Here is a 17,841-nt window from a genome sequence, read left to right as displayed (position 1 = left end):
TGTATTGAGTTATCTCACATTGCCGATTCCCCAATTTTCCCATATTCTCTCACCATTAATTCTGATGAATAAAACCAACATGAGATAACACTCTGAATGGTAGACCAAATTTTAACCTTGAAAGAGGTGGCTGCTTATCTAAAGTTGGCCGAAAAAACAGCATATAGATTAGCAAGCGAAGGAAAGCTTCCTGGTTTTAAAGTCGGCGGTTCTTGGCGCTTCAAACGTGAAGACCTTGAAGCGTGGATAGAAGAGAATAAGAGTAAGCAATGACATTAATAAATCTCAAAGACTTAGAAGCGCACCTTTGGCATGCGGCCCACATAATCACGGGTCCAATCGACGCTTCAGACTACAAAACCTACATCTTCCCAATCCTATTCTTTAAGCGTATCTGTGATGTTTACGATGAAGAGTTCGAAGAGGCGTTGGAGCAGGTGGGTGATGAAGAGCTTGCGAAAGGCGATATGTTTCACCGCATCCAAATTCCAGCTAACTGTCATTGGAAAGATGTGTTTGCAGAAACCAAGGATATCGGTCAAGCCCTAAAAGATTCGTTCCGTGGCATTGAGCTAGAAAACCCACAGCTCCATGGTATTTTTGGTGATGCGAGCTGGACCAACAAAGAGCGCCTATCAGACGAACTGCTATCGACATTACTCAATCACTTCAACAAGGTTAACCTTGGCGTATCGAGTGTGCGTAATGATGATATGGGTCGTGCTTACGAATACCTCATCAAGCGCTTTGCTGATAAAGCAAACAAGAAAGCAGGTGAGTTCTATACGCCACGTACCATTGTTCGTCTTATGGTCAATATTCTAGACCCACAAGCTAATGAAAGTGTATATGACCCGGCTTGTGGTACAGGCGGTATGCTGCTTGAAACCATCCACCATGTTAAAGAGAACGGTGGTGATCCACGTCTTCTTAAAATCAAAGGTCAAGAGAAGAACCTGACTACCGAAGCTATTGCTCGAATGAACTTGTTCCTACACGGACAAGAAGACTTTGAAATCATTCGTGGTGATACACTTCGTGACCCTAAATTCTTGAAAAATGACCAACTAGAAAACTTTGACTGCGTAATCGCAAACCCACCATTTAGCTTAAAAGAGTGGGGTTACGACTATTGGACAAGTGATCCTTATGGCCGAGCAAGCTTTGGCTTAGCACCAAAAACCAACGGGGATTTCGCTTGGGTGCAGCATATGTTTGCTTCATTGAATGATAAAGGGCGCATGGCGGTCGTGCTGCCACATGGCGTACTTTTCCGTAGTGGAGCAGAGGGTAAAATCAGAACCAAGTTACTAAAAGAAAACCGCATCGTGGCGGTAATCGGTGTAGCATCAAACCTATTCTACGGTACGGGCATTCCTGCTTGTATTCTTGTGTTGCGTAAAGCAAGACCAGAAGAGCACAAAGACCATGTGTTGATTGTAAATGCGGAAGAAATCTTCACCAAAGGTCGCGCGCAAAATACACTGTCAGAAACACAAGCAGACGACATATACGATATCTATCAGCAGATGCGCACCAAAGGCCCTAAAGCTGACGACATTGAAGGTGTCGCACGTTGGGTGCCACATAGCGAGATTGAAGAGAACGATTTCAACTTGAACATCGCTCGTTATGTACAAAAGCCGCTAGAAGAAGAAACCATTACCGTTGAAGAAGTATTGAAAGATTTCCAGCAAAAATTAGCGGCATTAGAAGTGGCTGAACAAGAGTTAGAAGCCTTGTTAATCAAAGAGGGCTTTGAGCTATGAATAAAAACAAACTAGAAGAGCTACTTTGGGGGGCAGCCGAGTTCCTGCGTGGCCAAATTGATGCGTCTGATTACAAGCAGTACGTATTCCCACTGCTGTTCTTTAAGCGACTATCGGATGTATATCTAGAAGAGTATAACGAAGCACTCGAGCTGCACGAAGGTGATGCCGAATATGCAGCGATGTCGATGTATCACCGTTTCGATATCCCAGAGGAAGCAAGCTGGGAGAAAGTTCGCAACACTAGCAAAGATATTGGTGAAGCGATTCAAAATGCGCTGCGTTTGATTGAAGCAAAGAATGAGCGTTTGCACGGTGTATTTGGGGATGCGCAGTGGACCAACAAAGAGCGTTTGCCTGATCATTTGCTATCGGATCTTATTCAACATTTCAGTAAAATCCCGCTAGGTATTAAGTCTGTCGCTCAAGATGACTTGGGTGAGGCTTACGAGTACTTGATCAAAAAGTTTGCGGATGACTCAGGCCATACCGCAGCCGAGTTCTACACCAATCGTACTGTTGTTCATTTGATGACTCGTATTATGAAGCTCAAGCCGGGTGAGAGTGCGTATGACCCAACCTGTGGTACGGGCGGTATGCTGCTTAATGCTGTGATGGACCTACGTTCTCAGGGTGAAGAGTGGCGTGGCGTTCATTTGTATGGCCAAGAAGTAAACCTGCTAACCTCTGCAATCGCACGTATGAACATGTTCCTACACGACATTGAAGAGTTCGATGTTATGCGTGGCGATACCCTAGGCGACCCTAAGTTTATTGAGAACGACCAGCTCAAACAGTTTGATGTCATCTTTGCTAACCCGCCTTACTCCATCAAAAAGTGGAACCGTGAAAAGTTTGCAGCGGACCCGTATGGTCGCAATATGTACGGCGTACCACCGCAAGGTTGTGCGGATTATGGCTTCTATACCCATATCATCAAAAGCTTAAAGCCGGATACGGGCCGTGCGGCTATGCTGTGGCCTCACGGTGTTCTGTTCCGTGACTCAGAGCTAGCGATCCGTAAACAGGTGATAGAGTCTGACATTATCGAAGCGGTAATAGGACTTGGGCCAAATCTGTTCTATAACTCGCCAATGGAATCGTGCGTTGTAGTACTTAACTGCAATAAGCCAGTTGAGCGTAAAAACAAGATCCTGTTTATCAACGGTGTAGAACATGTAACCCGCGAGCGTGCTCACAGCCGTTTATCGGATGCTGATTTAGATGTGCTATGTGAAGCTTATTTCCAACCAGATAACCAAAGCGATATTGCTGCGCTGGTTGATTTAAACACTATCAGTGAAAACCAATACAACTTATCTATTCCACTTTACGTGAAAGCGAAGGTTAGTGAGGAAGTACATGATATCGAACATGCTATTGAGTCATGGAAAATGAGCCGAGTACAACTTAAGAAGCAAACTAATAAGCTATTTAATAGCCTCGAGCAGTTAGGTTACGAGGTAAAAAATAATGACTGATAAACAAACTGTAAAATTCGGTGATATCTGTAAAGAAGTAAAGCTAACGACTAAAGATCCTATTGGCGATGGCTATGAGCGTTACATTGGCCTTGAACACCTGGATTCTGGTTCGTTAAAGATAAAGCGTTGGGGAATGATTGCTGATGACTCACCTAGCTTTACGCGTGTATTCAAAAAAGGGCAGATACTCTTTGGAAAGCGTCGTCCATACTTGAAAAAGGCAGCAATCGCTGAATTTGACGGCATTTGCTCAGGGGATATTATCGTCCTGGAGCCATTAGGAAAAGCCAAAGGTTCAAGCATTTTGCCACTAATCTTACAGACTGAGCAGTTTTGGAGTTGGGCAGTAAAAACATCAACAGGTTCTTTGTCGCCTAGAACAAAATTTAAGGAATTGGCAGGTTTCGATATTCCTTCTCAAGAGTCTACGGAGGCTAAGCGACTGCTAAGCGTTTTTGATGCGGCACAGCATTCTCTTAATTTAACGAATGAAACTCTAGATAGTTTCAAAACCCTGTTCCATAGCTTTTTGCTTAGTTCGTTATCACCAAAGAATCATTGGACAAAAGTAAGACTTACTGATTTAGGTGAAGTAAAGGGTGGGCGTCAGAGAGCTCCTCAACATATGGATGGGGAGGATATGTTTCGGTATTTAAGGCCCGCAAACATTAAACGTGGGAAAATAAACCTAGAAGATGTCTTAGAAATGAACTTTACGGCTGCTGAGCAAGATGTATATAAGCTTAAGTTTGGAGACACTCTTCTTGTAGAGGGAGGAGAAGCAGAAGATGTGGGCGATTCTGCATACTTCGATATTGATGGGAAATACTGTTTTCAAAATACTCTAATTAGAGTAAGGGCTTACTCAGAAAAAATTAGCGCACGTCATCTTTATTGGTTATTGACATTTAAGCATCGAAGTGGAGGATTTCTAGGTATTGCTGCTGGGACAAAGATTAAGCATATTGGAACAAAAAATACTGGTAATTTAATCATATCTGTCCCTCCCAAATGCGAACTTAATCAAATATGTTCAGCATTAGATGCTTTTGAGAATACGCAGATGGCGTTGGAGTTAAAGAAAAAGCAAGTTGCTCTAGTCGGCAGAAATCTGTCTCATAATATTTTTAACTGAGAAGTTTATGTTTAACGAACAAACCGTCACAGAAAATGGAATTATTGACCGTTTAAAAGGCTTAAGCGGAGTGAAGTGGAATTACTGCCATGGTGAGAGCTTACCCAAGCAAACTCACGATATTTTCGTTGATACTTGGCTTAAAGATGCGCTTTGTTCGTTAAACCCTGATATTGACAACAATCCAGATTATGCCGATGAAGTGATCTACAAACTTCGTGGCTTGATGTTGGAAGCCAAGCACACAGGTTTAGTCAAAGCTAACGAGAATTTTCATGAATGGTTGATGGCAGAAAAGAGCCTACCGTTTGGTGAAAATGGTGATCATATCACTATCAAGCTGATTGACTTTGATACCCCTGAAAACAACCACTTTGTTGTCGTGCAGCAGGTTCATTTCATTGCCGCGACAGAGGTGTTCTTTGATATCGTTCTCTACGTGAACGGTATCCCACTGGTGGTTGGGGAAGTGAAATCAGCCACCCGACCAAGTGTGACTTGGCAAGATGGCGCTGCTGATTTTATGGGTGGTCAAAAGCATTATTGGAAAAATGTTGAGCCGTTCTTCGTGCCAAACCTTCTGTGTTTTGCTTCTGAAGGTCGCACTTTTGCTTATGGTGCGATTAATGCCCGAGTCAAAGATTGGGGACCTTGGCATAAAACCGACCAGCGAGATGAAATTCCAGCAAGTTTAGCTAATGTACTTGATAGCAGTGAAGGATTGCTGAATCCAGAAACCTTGCTTCAAATGTTAGAGTCATTTGCACTCTTTTCAACGGTGAAGACAGGTAAAGACACGCCACCTAAACGCATTAAAATATTGCCGCGTTATCCGCAATTTGAAGCCGCAAAGCAAATTGTTGAGCGTGTAAAAAAAGGCTATCCGAAAAAAGGGCTTATCTGGCATTTCCAAGGTTCTGGTAAGTCCTTGCTTATGCTCTATGCCGCTCGTATGCTCCGTGCGGATAACAAATTGAAAAATCCAACCGTGTTAATTGTGGTTGACCGTAGAGATCTTGATAGCCAAATTAATGAAACCTTCGGTGGGGCCGATGTTAAAAACCTCATCAAAGTACAAAGCTGTAGAAAGCTTGGTGAGCACATAGAACAAGATAGTCGCGGCATTTTGATCACCACAGTCTTCAAGTTTAAAGATGTCGAAATCGATGAGAGCAATGAAAACGGCCTAAACAGTCGTGACAACATTATTGTGCTGGTGGATGAAGCGCACCGTACTCAAGAAGGCTCTCTTGGCGACAAAATGCGCTGGGCGCTACCTCATGCTCACTTCTATGGTTTAACAGGTACGCCGATTTCCGGTATCGACCGTAACACCTTCAAACTCTTTGGTGCTGAAGAGGATGAGGGGCGTTATATGAACCGCTACAGCTATAAGCAATCCATACGAGATAAAGCGACCAATGCGGTGAAGTTCGAGCCTCGTTTGGCTGAGCTTCGTGTAGATCGTGCAGCGATTGATGAAGCTTTTGAACAAATGGTCAAAGACAACGACCTGGACGATGATGAGAAAATGGCATTGTCTAAACGTGCTGGCCGCTTAGCTATTATGTTGAAGGCGCCAAAACGCATGGCGGCAGTAAGCGAAGATATTTCCAATCACTTTGTAAGCCATGTAAAGCCGAAGCAGATGAAAGGCATGGTTGTGGTCTATGACCGAGATGCCTGTGTTCAGATGTATTATTTACTCGGTAAGAAACTAGGCTTTGATGCGGTAGAAGTGGTCATGAACGTCGACCAAGCACCAATCAAAGATGAAGACGCAAGTAAGAAAGGCAAGGTTAACAAGGACTGGCGTAAATGGAAGCAAGATCTTGAGCTGCCTATCAAAGAGTCCGACTTTGAACGTTGGCAAGAGATTGATGGTAATGACCAAAAGCAGAAGAGCCTGATTGAGGATTACAAAGATCCAAAACAACCACTTCAATTGCTGATTGTAACCGCAAAACTGTTGACTGGCTTTGATGCGCCTATCTGCTACTGCATGTACTTAGATAAGCCATTACGTGACCATACCTTGTTGCAGGCAATGTGTCGTACTAACCGTTTGTACGAGACAGATAATGTTAGTAAGAAAATGGGCCTCATCATTGATTACCTTGGCGTGTTTGAGAACCTGCGTACCGCACTCGCATACGATCCTGAAGAGATAGACGGTGTTGTAGAAGGCATCGAGGCCTTTAAGGAGCTACTGCCAGCTCAACTAGACAAGTGTTTAAGCTTCTTCCCTAACGTCGACAGAACCATCGACGGCTTTGACGGGATTATGGCAGCACAAGCTTGCTTGCCGACTAACGTGAAGCGTGATGAGTTTGCAGCCTCTTTCGGTGTATTAGCTAAGTTATGGACTGCGATTAACCCAGATGCGTTCTTAACCCCCTATCGTGCGGATTATAAGTGGTTGGTACAAATCTATGAATCAGTTCGCCCTGTAGGGCAAACAGGTTCTCTTGTTTGGGCAGCGCTAGGCCCAGAAACCATCAAGATGATTCATGAGTATACTGATATCAATCGCATTCGTGATGATATTGATGAATTGGTTATGGATGAGCACGCTATCTTCACGTTGACTGAGAAAGAACAAGAGAAGCGAGCAAGTCAGCTTGAAATTGATCTGATGGGCCGTCTGCGAGGCAGCGGTAATCCGAAGTTTATCGCTCTCGGCGAGCGCTTAGAGAAATTGCGCCAGGATTATGAAGCAGGTGTTATTAAAGCAATCGACTGGTTGAAAGGGCTACTTGATACGGCCAAAGACACAGTGCAAGCCGAACGTGAAACGGGCGACTCGCCCGTAACTAAGGAAGATAACAAACAAGCACTGACGGAGTTATTTTTAGAGACGCGCCCTGAGAGCACACCCAAGGTAATTGGTGACGTCGTTGAACAGATAGACAAGATTGTAAAAGCCAAACGCTTTAAAGGCTGGCAAAGCTCGAACAGTGGCCCAAGAGAGATTCAAAAGGCACTGCTACTAACATTAGCGCAGTTTGGTTTAGGAAAAGACAAAGAGCTGTTCGCCAAGGCGTACGGTTATATTGAGGAGCATTATTAATGAAAAAAATAACATTTGAAAACTATAAAGCTTTCAAGAATAAACAAGAATTAGAGCTCAAACCTATTACCATACTCTTGGGAAAAAATAGTGCTGGAAAAAGTGCAATTGCAAAACTGCCGAGCATGATAGAGAACTCTCTAAAAGGCGATTTTCCAGAACCGCTCCAGTTTGTAAATAATGGGGTTGAGTTAGGTGCTGAGTTTAGAGACCTAATGCATGGTAGAAAAGCGACAGGTGCAAATGCATTGAAGATAGGTGTTTTTGACATTGAAGAGTCTTTAGAAGTATCAGTATTTCAAACGGACCCTGTTAAGGACCAGTTTGCGGTTCTTGAATGGCGCCATCTGAAAAATGGGCGTGAGTACTTGGCAGACGACAGCAATGAGTACAGGGGGTTTACTCGCCTCGATGAGGAAGAGCAAGATGATTTGTCATTGAAGTTAAACGTTGACTACATTGGCCCATTTAGAAAGCTACCAGAAAGAAGTTATAACCGACATACTTCAAGTTCAAATGACAAGTTTGGAACTCACGGTGAGAATGCTTACCCGATTCTGATTCATAAATCTCAAGAAGGGAGTGGTAGCTTCGTCGAGAAGGTTAGTGATTGGTATAAAAAACATTTCAACGGTTGGAAAGTTAGAATAAATCCGGATAAGTCGCCATTTTACCAAGTAGAACTAGTTCAGGAAGAATCTTCAACTTACGTCAATATTAAGGATGTGGGCCAAGGTATGAGCCAAGCTCTTCCTATTGTTACAAGGGCTTTCCTACCAGCAGACCAAGAAACTTTAATTGTTTTAGAACAGCCAGAACTACATTTACATCCTGCTGCTCATGGTGAACTGGGGGAGCTGTTCGCAAAATCGGTCGTTGATGATCCAAATAAGAAATATCTTATCGAAACACATTCTCAGAATATGGTTTTGAGGTTAAGAAGCCTTGTAGCTTCGGGGGTGTTAACACCTGAAAAGATAAAGATCTATTTTGTAGACGCCGATGAAGAAACGGGAGTTAGCGAGTTGACTCCCATTAATGTTGATGCCAAGGGGAATGTCAGTTTCTGGCCTGATGATATCTTCAATGAAAGTTTTGTTGAAGCCAAAAGATTGGCGAAGGCTCAAAGAGGTAACTAACGTGTTTTTTACTATCCATCGCGATTTGTTTACCCAAGGACAAGTAGATGTGCAAAATCTCAACAAGGTTTGGAATGTCTGTACTGATCAGCATACTTTTTATCAAAGTGATATAGATGATGTGGAAGCTACTGAAAACTCGGAGTGGTATGGAAGCCTGAGCGATATAGATAAAATGTTATGGGAAGAAAGCGTTGCTAAATCCGTTCAAATGGGCAATAAATACGATAAAGTAAAAGTAGCAATAGGCTCTAGCTATTCCCCTTTTGAAGCATTTAATTTCCTTAGCGCGCCTCTTCAAATTATACTAGAAAATAGTCGTAACGACGCATACTTCCTAAAAGCGATATTCAAGTGTTTTAGGCAAGACTCTAAAGCTATTGAAAAGCACATCGACAATAGGTGGATTAAATTTGTTATGGGTGGAGGAAGTACCGTCCAACAAGTTATTGAGACAGAGTTAGAGAGTTTTGGCTCGGGACGCTTCACTAGAGAAAAGAAAGATTATCTGAGGTGTTTTGTCTTACTTGATAGTGATAAGGAGTACTCTGGCGCACCATTAAAACAGGGTACAAGAAATCTGGTTCAGTTTTTGAGTGAAAACCAAGTCCCACACCACATTCTAGAAAAGCGAGAAATGGAAAATTATATTCCCGCTATAGCGTTTGATCGCGTTACAGAGAATCGCCTTTTTGTTGAAGCTTACTTAAGGCTTTCTCCTGAACAAAAAGATTACTTTGACTTAGAAAAAGGCTTTCGTGATGTTAACTTTAACTCTCTGCCCGAAGAGTTCCAGACTTTTTTCTCAAGTGTGAATGAGCAAGATAGGGTGGTTTTTAGAGCAAATGATTTGAAAAGATTTACCGGAGAAGGACGGGATGACTTTAAATCTGAGTGTCCAAAGCTGTTCCAGCTAGAGTGTGTAGATAAAGCCTCTTTACTCGAGCGTACTTTACATCAACAAAATCCGAATGAACTTAAAGACATCATCCAAAAAATTCGAGAGCAATTATGAGTAAAAAGTTAACGATAGAAACTAAAGTAAGGCGCTTGGTTAACTGGATGGACAGTGTTCGTTCCGGAGATATACAGATACCTAAATTTCAACGAGATTTTGTCTGGGATGTTAATGCAATTAAGGATTTATTTGATAGCATAAAAAATGGTTATCCAATCGGATCTATTCTAATGTGGAAACCTGAATCTGAGTCTTTTGAGAGAGCAGAAGAAATGGGCGGATTTGAACTTTCTGAGCCTAACTCTCCAGATTATTGGTTTATTCTTGATGGTTTTCAAAGATTATCTGCATTATTTGGGTGTTTGAACAACCCGGATAGTGGTGCCCGCATTACGGATAAGCAGCTAAGAGAGAAAAAATTTAACGTCTATTATGACTTGTCTACTGAAGAATTTTTAGTTCCTCGCTCTCATAGTATGATTACTGCGTGGCAAGTTCCACTGCATATTTTAATAGATACTAAAGCTGCCTTTAGATTTCAATCTAGTTTATTGACCTCAAATGTGCCCCCTGAAGACGTTGAACTGTTCATGGAGCGCTATGCTGACTTAGGTTCCGCGATCATTGACTATGAAATTCCATCAATAACTATCAATGGGGGGAGTGTTGACCAAGCTGTGGAGATTTTTTCCCGAGTTAACTCGAAAGGTACAGATATATCTCCAGACTGGATGATTTCGGCTTTGACGTATAATCGAGATCGTGATTTCAGATTAGGGACTCTCATTGACGGCTTATTGATTCGTTTAGAAGACTACAACTTCCATAACTTACCAAATCCAAGAGATGTTATTTTAAAATGTATCACGCACTCATTCGGAAAAGCATATTTCGACCAATCCAATAACCTAGCAGATTTGGCTAAAAGAAATGATTTTATTGAGGTGACAAAGAAAACGGTTGCTTCTATCGAAAAGGCCGCTCAGTTTCTTTACGAAGAACTATTAGTTTTAGATGGAAAACAATTACCTTACATCCCTCAAATTATTTTTATTACTGATTTTTTTAATACATTAGAAAACCCTTCAGATAAGCAGTTAAGTGATTTAAAAACGTGGTTCTGGGTGACCACTTATTCAAATTATTTCACTATTTACACGATAAGTAAGCAACGTGAGGCGTATAATCAGTTTAGGTCTTATCTTGTAGGAGAAAATGTAGATATCTTGTATAGTGATAAGCCCAATATAGCTTTTAAAACTGTTGAGTTTCCAAAGAAAATAAATGCAGGAAGCGTACGTTCAAATGCTTTGATTCTCTTCATGCTGAACCGACAGAAAGATCATAAACTTCAACCTTATCTGTCTGATAAAAAATTGGATGGAATGTATCTATCCTACCTATTTAAGGATGTAAAGAGTGAAGGTAACGCATTCTTTCCAGAAAGTGTTGTTCCTAGATTGAAAGGATATGGTGATAGGTTTAGTAAGTTTATTGACGCAGATGAACTGAGAGATGATGATCTTGCGGATATGTTTCTTACAAAAGAAATGTTGGACGCCCTAAGTCCAGCCTCAAGTGAACATGAGAAGCGAAAAGTTTTGACTGAACGGAAAAGTATGATTATCGAAGCTGAGAAGAAGTTTGTGGAAGCTTTGGGAATAGAGTACGAAGTTTAATGAGCAAAGATAACCTATGATGATACTTTGCACAAAGTAATACTTGAGGTAATACCAAAAGAGAGTTGCTCAATGTTATCTTCTCAATATCAATGAGTTATGGTTTTAAGTCTGACGTCTCACTCCCGCCACATTCTAAGCCCCAGCAGAAATGCTGAGGCTTTTTCGTTTCTGCTTTTCAATACCACATCTAGCCAGCTAATCTGTGTGGTTAACTCGATATGATCTAGCGCACATATTTTAATGCTTTTCTACGACCTTATCGCCATCAAGGTTTAAGCCTTATATCATCAGGTTAGTTTTTTATCTGGTATGGCATATGCGCATAACATCCTCTTTTTACGACAAAAATGCAGCTGAATTGGCGAAGCAATATGACGGCCTAGATTTTGAGTCTGTGCATCAATCATGGAAGCGCTATTGGCCACCATCTGGCGCCAGTGTATTAGATGTTGGCGCAGGGTCGGGGCGAGATGCCAAATGGTTCGATTTACTCGGTTGCGACGTAATTGCTGTTGAACCAGCGAAAGCATTGCGTGAATTGGGTATACGCAATACGGGTTCTTCAGTTACTTGGTTTGATGATAGTCTGCCATTACTCAATGAAGTCACATCTCTCTCACTCCAGTTTCAACTTATCGTGGTGTCAGCAGTATGGATGCATATTCCAATCAATCAACGCCAGCCTGCCCTATGGGCGCTAAATGAATTGCTGTCGCAAGAGGGAAAGCTGGTGGTTACATTGCGCCATGGTGAGTTCTTGGATGGACGAGAGAGTTATGGTGTGTCTTTAGAAGAGCTAGAGGCAATGGCAGCAGCTGTAGGGCTTGTGGTTTGCCATATCAGTGAATCGATGGACGTATTAGCGCGAGATGCGGTGCATTGGCAAACCGTCGTGTTGAAGAAAGCTTGTATCGAGAGGAAATAAGCGGTGTCTCTTGAATATTATTTAGATCGTTTTCAGAACTTAAAAATGAATAGTTCTGGTGGTAAGAAAAGCCCACATAAAGTGTGCATGTTGCTTGCAGTAATGGATTTAATTCAAGCGGGTAATTTGGCAACGAATCGGGTCGACTTTAACCCAACTCTTAAAGATCGGTTTACCTATCATTTCGACAATTTAGCTCAAGGAAATGATAAGAATACCCCAGAGAATCCCTTCTTCCATTTGAGAAGTGAAGGCTTTTGGCACCTATCTTACTTTGAGGGTTACGATTACTCATCAACGAACCGTTATTCTGCTAAGTCGATAGCTTACGCTTATCTTGATGATGAGCTGTTTGACTATATGAAAAGCTACATTATTGCCAATGAACTTAAGGAAGCGCTCGTTGCCAATTTGTCGGATTTAGCCACTTTATATCATCAATGGTTGGTCGATATTGGTAAGTCAGAAAAAACAGCCAGTAATTATCTTGGTGCAATAAAAGGTTCTATTTCCAACTGGTTGATTGAGGTTGGTGCGATAGACGTTCGTTTAACGGATATCAATTCATATCGAAAGTTTGTTGTTCTTGGAGAAAAAGCTCGGCAGCTTGAGGTATTCAAAGATCGCGATGCGAAAGGTAAGGGCATGTACAGTGCGGCTCTTTCTCATTACAGCAAATTTTTGGCCGATCTCGCGCAGTTCGATGTGAACGCCGATATTAAGCAAGTGATGACGGATAAGACGCTGTCCGAAACCGAAAAGACCATTTTAGTTAAAACACGGATGGGGCAGGGTTACTTTAGATCTAAGTTGATCCATATGTGGGGTGGATGCGCTCTAACAGGGTACCGCAATACCCAGCTATTGTTGGCTTCACACATCAAACCTTGGCGTGACTCTAATAATAAAGAACGATTGGATGAGTTCAATGGCTTACTTTTACTCGCAAACCTTGATAAAGCCTTTGATCTTGGTTTTATCTCGTTCGCAGATAACGGCAAGGTATTGATATCTGATCATCTTGAAACGCCAGAAGTCATTGGCCTAAGAGAAAATATGTCTATCCGAATCAAGAAAGAGCACAAGTTATATTTGGGGTATCACAGAGAAACGTTGTTTAAAGGGAATGCCCATACTTAGCGTTCTCCCATCTCCCAACCTACGTTTACTGGTTCTGTACTATCTTCCCATAGGTATAAGCGAGCTCAGCGACGGTTTTTGCGGAAAATTTCTTCAGCAAATTCGCGCGGTGAACTTCGACGGTGCGCATGGCGATACACAGTTCATCGGCGATGCGAATGTTGCGCTTGCCAACAATAATCAGACGAAGAATATCCTTCTCTCTCGTGGTGAGTGACTCATAAGCTCTTTTGGCTAATGCGGTGTCCAAATTGGTGGCTGATAGCGCTTGCCCTTTAAGGATCGCCTGAGCCAATTCGTCGCCTTTCACTGGTTTTTGAAAAAAGTGAAGCGCCCCGGCTTGCATGGCATCAACGGCCATCGGGACATCGCCATGCCCGGTAAGATAAATCACCGTCAGCGGGCTTCCGGCATCATTCATGATTTGGTGTACTTGCTGGCCACGTAAGTTCGGCATTCGACTATCGAGGATCACACAGCCTGCTTTTTGTATGTCCACACTATCAAGAAACACTTGGCCATCTACAAATGTACTCACCGTGAAATCATATTCCTCTAGCATAAATGCAAGCGAGTCGCGCATTGATTCATCATCGTCAACCACAAAGACGGGAAGTTGTTTATCACTCATCTAGATTTCCTTTTTGCACCAACGCGTTGTGCTTGGTTAATGATTTTACCGCACGGTAGGGGAAAGTGAGCTCCACGATACAACCGTGCGGCTCGATGGATTGAATCATAAATTCACCACCATGCATTTCGACCACATCACGGCAGATCGGCAAGCCTAAGCCAAGTCCTTCCTGTTTAGAGCTAACAAAAGCGTCTGCGGGGTTGTCTTGCGTTAAACCAGTGCCATTATCGATAAGGCGAATCGACACTTGGTGGGCTTGATAATCAAGGTGCAGCGCAGTCTTACCCTGATAATGGGCGGGGTGATGTTTTTCCTGTGACATACAGGCATCGATGGCGTTGTTGATCACATTGACCAAGGCTTGTTGCAACCCAACGGCATCGGCATCAATGGGCTGTTTTTTGCCTTCCGAGCTGCGAACTATCACAATCGCGTGCTTGTGTAATCGGAAGTTCATTAGCTCAAGAGTATCTGAAATTAAAGGCTCCAAATCAAAGGTCGTTACCGTCACACTGCGTTTTTTAATTAGGGTGCGCAGGCGGCGAACAATGGCATCGGCACGTTCAACTTGGGTCTGTATTTTTTCCAGTACCGGTACAATGTCTTCATGGGGGCACTTTTTCGCCAATCTTAACAGACCGCCTTCACTGTAGTTGCGAATGGCCGCCAGTGGTTGGTTTATCTCATGCGCCAAACTGCTGCCTAATTCCCCCACAATGGCCACACGCTGCGAGTGCTCGAGCATCTCACTTTTTTCTTTTAGTCGCAGTAGGGTCGCTTCTAAATCTTGTTTACTTTTACTGAATCGATATTCAAGCCAGAAGTGATAAGCATTCAGAAATATCACCAACAGAAAAAGAGCCCATGCCCACTCTTGATGAACACGTAACCAACGCAAGGCGTCTTTCCACCAAGGTTGTTGCAGTGGATGTAAATCCATGGCTTGGTAGAGTTTATCAATCGATAACAAACTGACAGGAGATGTCCAACCGGAGGCTTTCGCGGCCATGGCGGCGGGCGCATTCTCGGGCATTGCAAGCAGTGACCGGCTGATTTGCTTGGCCAGTTGAGATGAGCCGCGCTCGGTTTTTGCAAATGACCAATTGGGGTAGAGTGGTGTTGACACTAAACATTCGGTATTTTGCAAGTCGAGTGGGTTAAGAATGCGTAATTCTCCCTTAGCGATCAAGCCTTCACTTTCCATTTGTTCTTTGAGGCATGCGGGCACGACCGCAGCGGCGATGTTTTTGTCACGGAGTTGGTAGAGACTGGCGTCGATAGGGAAGCCCAAGTAACGCACGTCAGAAAAGAAATGGTTAGGGTCAATGCCTTGTTCTATCACTTGGTAGCGCAACGTGAGGTAACCACCAAAAGCGTTCTCAGAGACTGCTGCAATGGGTAAGCCAGCCACGTCATCAAGGGTTAAGTAGGGAGAGTCAGCGCGAACCACTAAAGCCGAACCAATGCCATAGTTAGAATGTTCGGGAGCGGAGCTGGTGAGTGTTGCAATCCAAGACAGTGCGTATTGACGCCCCAAGCGTACGGCTTGCCCCGGATTCGTTAGAACAAAATCCATGCTTTGCTGTTCAACGGCTTGAGTCATGCCATCTAAATTAAGAGGATGAAGGACAAAGTGAGCGTCAGGTATGTGTTGATTGAGCCAGTCAATGGTGGGCTGCCAGCGCTGATGTGCATACAGGTGGCCCCGAGTGGCCAATACACCCACGTCGATTTTCGGCTTGAGTTCCGTGTGTGAATCTAAGGTATTCTTTTGCGTCTGGGCGTAAGCAATGCCAGAGATAAGAGAGACAAATGCAATCCATAATCGAACGAAGTTTACGATGTTTGTCTTCATGAATGGCTTCTTTATCCTCTTACTTTGGAATAGCAGAATAACAGCAACATGAGGGTTTCTATATTTGTTTTAGATCAACATTGATGGCGGTATGTGGAAATCCACAATATCAGCCAAGAGGGGGGAGGGAAGACAATGCCAGCAAGCTTTAATCAGTCTTAGCAGGTGAGGTATGGATTCCAGTAAACGTCGTTTTCTCAGTGCGGTGACTGCGGGCGCGGCACTTATTCCAATCGCAGGGATAGGGACAGCAACCGCAGGTACGGTGATCAGAAATAATAACGAGCCAGACAGAAAAGGTCACGCAGGTAAGCGCTATGCCATGGTGGTGGATCTGCGTAAATGCGTTGGCTGTCAGGCATGCACTGTGGGCTGTAGTATTGAAAACCAAGCGCCCATTGGTCAGTTCCGCACCACAGTGAAACAGTATGAAGTCACGCTTGACGATGGTTCATCGGTTACCGAGGAAGTGAAGTCTTTTATGCTGCCGCGTTTATGTAACCATTGTGACAACCCGCCTTGTGTTGCGGTCTGTCCAGTGCAAGCCACTTACCAACGTGAAGACGGTATCGTGATGGTGGATAACAGCCGCTGTGTGGCTTGTGCTTACTGCGTGCAAGCTTGCCCATACGATGCGCGCTTTATCAACGAAGAAACGTTGACTGCCGACAAATGCACCTTCTGTGCTCACCGTCTTGAAGAAGGCTTGTTGCCGGCTTGTGTGGAAACCTGTGTGGGTGGCGCTCGCGTGATTGGCGACATCAATGATCCTCGTAGCGAAGTGAGCCGTTTGATGAATGAGCACCGAGACGATCTTAAAGTGCTTAAGCCCAATGAAGAGACCAAACCGCATGTGTTCTACATCGGCATGAATGAACGTTTTGCTCAGCATATCGAAGGCCAACCTGCGATTTATGATCCGCAAGGAGCGCGCGCATGAACATTACCGAAGTCTTAGTTCAACCTCAGGCCATTGCTTGGCTACCGTGGGCGGTGCAGTATTTTTTCTACATCGGTTCGGCTTATGCCGCGGCCATCCTATTTTTAATCGCCTTATTGTGTGAATCTCATACTAGCCATCGCTTGCGCGCTGCATTGGTGTTAACGCTCGCCATCGGTGCGATTGTTGGGCCACTTGCGCTAACGGGGGATCTGCATCAACCGGGGCGTGCTTGGCATTTTTACCCATACCTCTCATCTTGGTCGTGGATGTCTTTAGGCGCTATCTTCTTGCCGATCTTTTCCGCTTTAGCGGTGGCCACAGCGTGGTTGTATCTGCGTAGTGATTTGATCAACCTCGCCAATCAATCGGGCAAAGTGCTGCCACTGCTGTCTAAATTGTCACTCGGTCAATGGCAAACCAGTCGCAAATTGATGGTGTCGGTAGCCGTCACTACCGTGCTCTCTGGTTTGAGCATTGCGCTGTACACCGGGGCTGAGATCGCAGTGCTGAAATCGCGTGAATTATGGCATCAGCCAGCATCGCCGCTACTTTGGTTTGTGACCGCTTTTATTGGTGCGGTGGGTTTTGCTTTAGTGATTTGGCTACTGATCCCATCAAAAACCAAAATGCTCACAATGGGCGATACGCGCTTGCTAAAACAAACCACGATGATGAGTGGGCTGTTGGCTCTATTACTGCTGCCGATTTGGGCTTCAAATAGCACAATACTATCCCTGTATGAATCACCTGAATGGTTAAAGCATATCGCCGTTCTTGCATCGCTATTGAACTTGAGTGTGGTGCTCTCTTTGCTGGTGTTTCGGGGCGTAACGATTCATTACTTACGCGTGTTGAGCCTGTCTGTGATGGCACTGATCACCGCTTGGTCTGTTCGCTGGGTCACCTTGATGGAAGTGCAAACTATCGCTCGTTACGATGTAGGGCCTTACCCTTATGAATTACCACTCGGTAGTAATGGTTTGTTGGGTATTGTCGGCATGTTTGGACTTTGGATTGCGCTGGCGTTACTGGGTACTGAACTTATTCAACCAAAACGTGAAACTGCATCTTCTGCAGCCACGCAACACTGATTTAAGAGGATTTCAT

14 protein-coding genes are annotated in these 17,841 nt (G+C 43.8%); 12 read left to right on the top strand and 2 right to left on the bottom strand.

Going from position 1 to position 17,841, the window contains the following annotated elements; all coding sequences use genetic code 11:
- Positions 1 to 96 precede the first annotated feature (96 nt).
- The 10 genes from mads1 (at position 97) to OJ16_RS02280 (ending at position 13,302) form a co-directional block, all read left to right on the top strand.
- Positions 97 to 273: a methylation-associated defense system helix-turn-helix domain-containing protein MAD1 gene (mads1, locus tag OJ16_RS02325; protein ID WP_009842282.1), complete on the top strand. Its 177-nt coding sequence runs from the start codon at positions 97 to 99 to the stop codon at positions 271 to 273.
- Positions 270 to 1,769 (top strand): type I restriction-modification system subunit M, encoded by a 1,500-nt coding sequence (locus tag OJ16_RS02320; RefSeq protein ID WP_040986944.1) that lies wholly within the window; start codon positions 270 to 272, stop codon positions 1,767 to 1,769. Before mads1 ends, OJ16_RS02320 begins: the two co-directional genes overlap by 4 nt.
- The gene (locus OJ16_RS02315) at positions 1,766 to 3,250 is read left to right on the top strand and encodes a type I restriction-modification system subunit M (protein WP_040986942.1); all 1,485 of its coding nucleotides are present in this window, start codon (positions 1,766 to 1,768) and stop codon (positions 3,248 to 3,250) included. Before OJ16_RS02320 ends, OJ16_RS02315 begins: the two co-directional genes overlap by 4 nt.
- A complete protein-coding gene (locus OJ16_RS19700) occupies positions 3,243 to 4,388 on the top strand; it encodes a restriction endonuclease subunit S (protein WP_082030203.1) in 1,146 nt (381 codons plus the stop codon). Before OJ16_RS02315 ends, OJ16_RS19700 begins: the two co-directional genes overlap by 8 nt.
- 7 nt (positions 4,389 to 4,395) lie before the next feature.
- Positions 4,396 to 7,458: a type I restriction endonuclease subunit R gene (locus OJ16_RS02305; RefSeq protein WP_040986940.1), complete on the top strand. Its 3,063-nt coding sequence runs from the start codon at positions 4,396 to 4,398 to the stop codon at positions 7,456 to 7,458.
- Complete coding sequence (locus tag OJ16_RS02300; protein WP_052810414.1) at positions 7,458 to 8,597, top strand: AAA family ATPase; 1,140 nt, start codon at positions 7,458 to 7,460, stop codon at positions 8,595 to 8,597. Before OJ16_RS02305 ends, OJ16_RS02300 begins: the two co-directional genes overlap by 1 nt.
- Complete coding sequence (locus OJ16_RS02295; protein WP_152613809.1) at positions 8,545 to 9,612, top strand: hypothetical protein; 1,068 nt, start codon at positions 8,545 to 8,547, stop codon at positions 9,610 to 9,612. Before OJ16_RS02300 ends, OJ16_RS02295 begins: the two co-directional genes overlap by 53 nt.
- Complete coding sequence (locus tag OJ16_RS02290) at positions 9,609 to 11,234, top strand: DUF262 domain-containing protein (RefSeq protein WP_040986936.1); 1,626 nt, start codon at positions 9,609 to 9,611, stop codon at positions 11,232 to 11,234. The genes OJ16_RS02295 and OJ16_RS02290 overlap by 4 nt, the downstream gene beginning before the upstream one ends.
- A gap of 319 nt (positions 11,235 to 11,553) precedes the next feature.
- Entirely contained in the window at positions 11,554 to 12,162 is a 609-nt protein-coding gene (locus tag OJ16_RS20115) for a class I SAM-dependent methyltransferase (protein ID WP_040986934.1), read from the top strand.
- Positions 12,163 to 12,165: 3 nt separating this feature from the next.
- Positions 12,166 to 13,302, top strand: a complete 1,137-nt coding sequence (locus OJ16_RS02280; RefSeq protein ID WP_040986932.1) for an HNH endonuclease — start codon at positions 12,166 to 12,168, stop codon at positions 13,300 to 13,302.
- A gap of 25 nt (positions 13,303 to 13,327) precedes the next feature.
- Here the strand turns inward: OJ16_RS02280 and OJ16_RS02275 are convergent, their stop codons facing one another.
- A complete protein-coding gene (locus OJ16_RS02275) occupies positions 13,328 to 13,933 on the bottom strand; it encodes a response regulator transcription factor (protein WP_040986930.1) in 606 nt (201 codons plus the stop codon).
- Complete coding sequence (locus tag OJ16_RS02270) at positions 13,926 to 15,791, bottom strand: sensor histidine kinase (RefSeq protein ID WP_040986928.1); 1,866 nt, start codon at positions 15,789 to 15,791, stop codon at positions 13,926 to 13,928. Before OJ16_RS02270 ends, OJ16_RS02275 begins: the two co-directional genes overlap by 8 nt.
- A gap of 172 nt (positions 15,792 to 15,963) precedes the next feature.
- Here OJ16_RS02270 and dsrO point away from each other — a divergent pair, with 172 nt between their 5' ends.
- Together dsrO and nrfD are read left to right on the top strand one after the other, a co-directional pair.
- Complete coding sequence (gene dsrO, locus OJ16_RS02265) at positions 15,964 to 16,731, top strand: sulfate reduction electron transfer complex DsrMKJOP subunit DsrO (protein WP_040986926.1); 768 nt, start codon at positions 15,964 to 15,966, stop codon at positions 16,729 to 16,731.
- Complete coding sequence (gene nrfD, locus OJ16_RS02260; RefSeq protein ID WP_040986925.1) at positions 16,728 to 17,825, top strand: NrfD/PsrC family molybdoenzyme membrane anchor subunit; 1,098 nt, start codon at positions 16,728 to 16,730, stop codon at positions 17,823 to 17,825. The genes dsrO and nrfD overlap by 4 nt, the downstream gene beginning before the upstream one ends.
- Positions 17,826 to 17,841: the final 16 nt, after the last annotated feature.

Origin of the sequence: Vibrio renipiscarius (assembly GCF_000827885.1) — a bacterium.
GTDB classification, from domain to species: Bacteria; Pseudomonadota; Gammaproteobacteria; order Enterobacterales; family Vibrionaceae; genus Vibrio; species Vibrio renipiscarius.
This window is presented reverse-complemented; position numbering and strand designations above follow the sequence as displayed.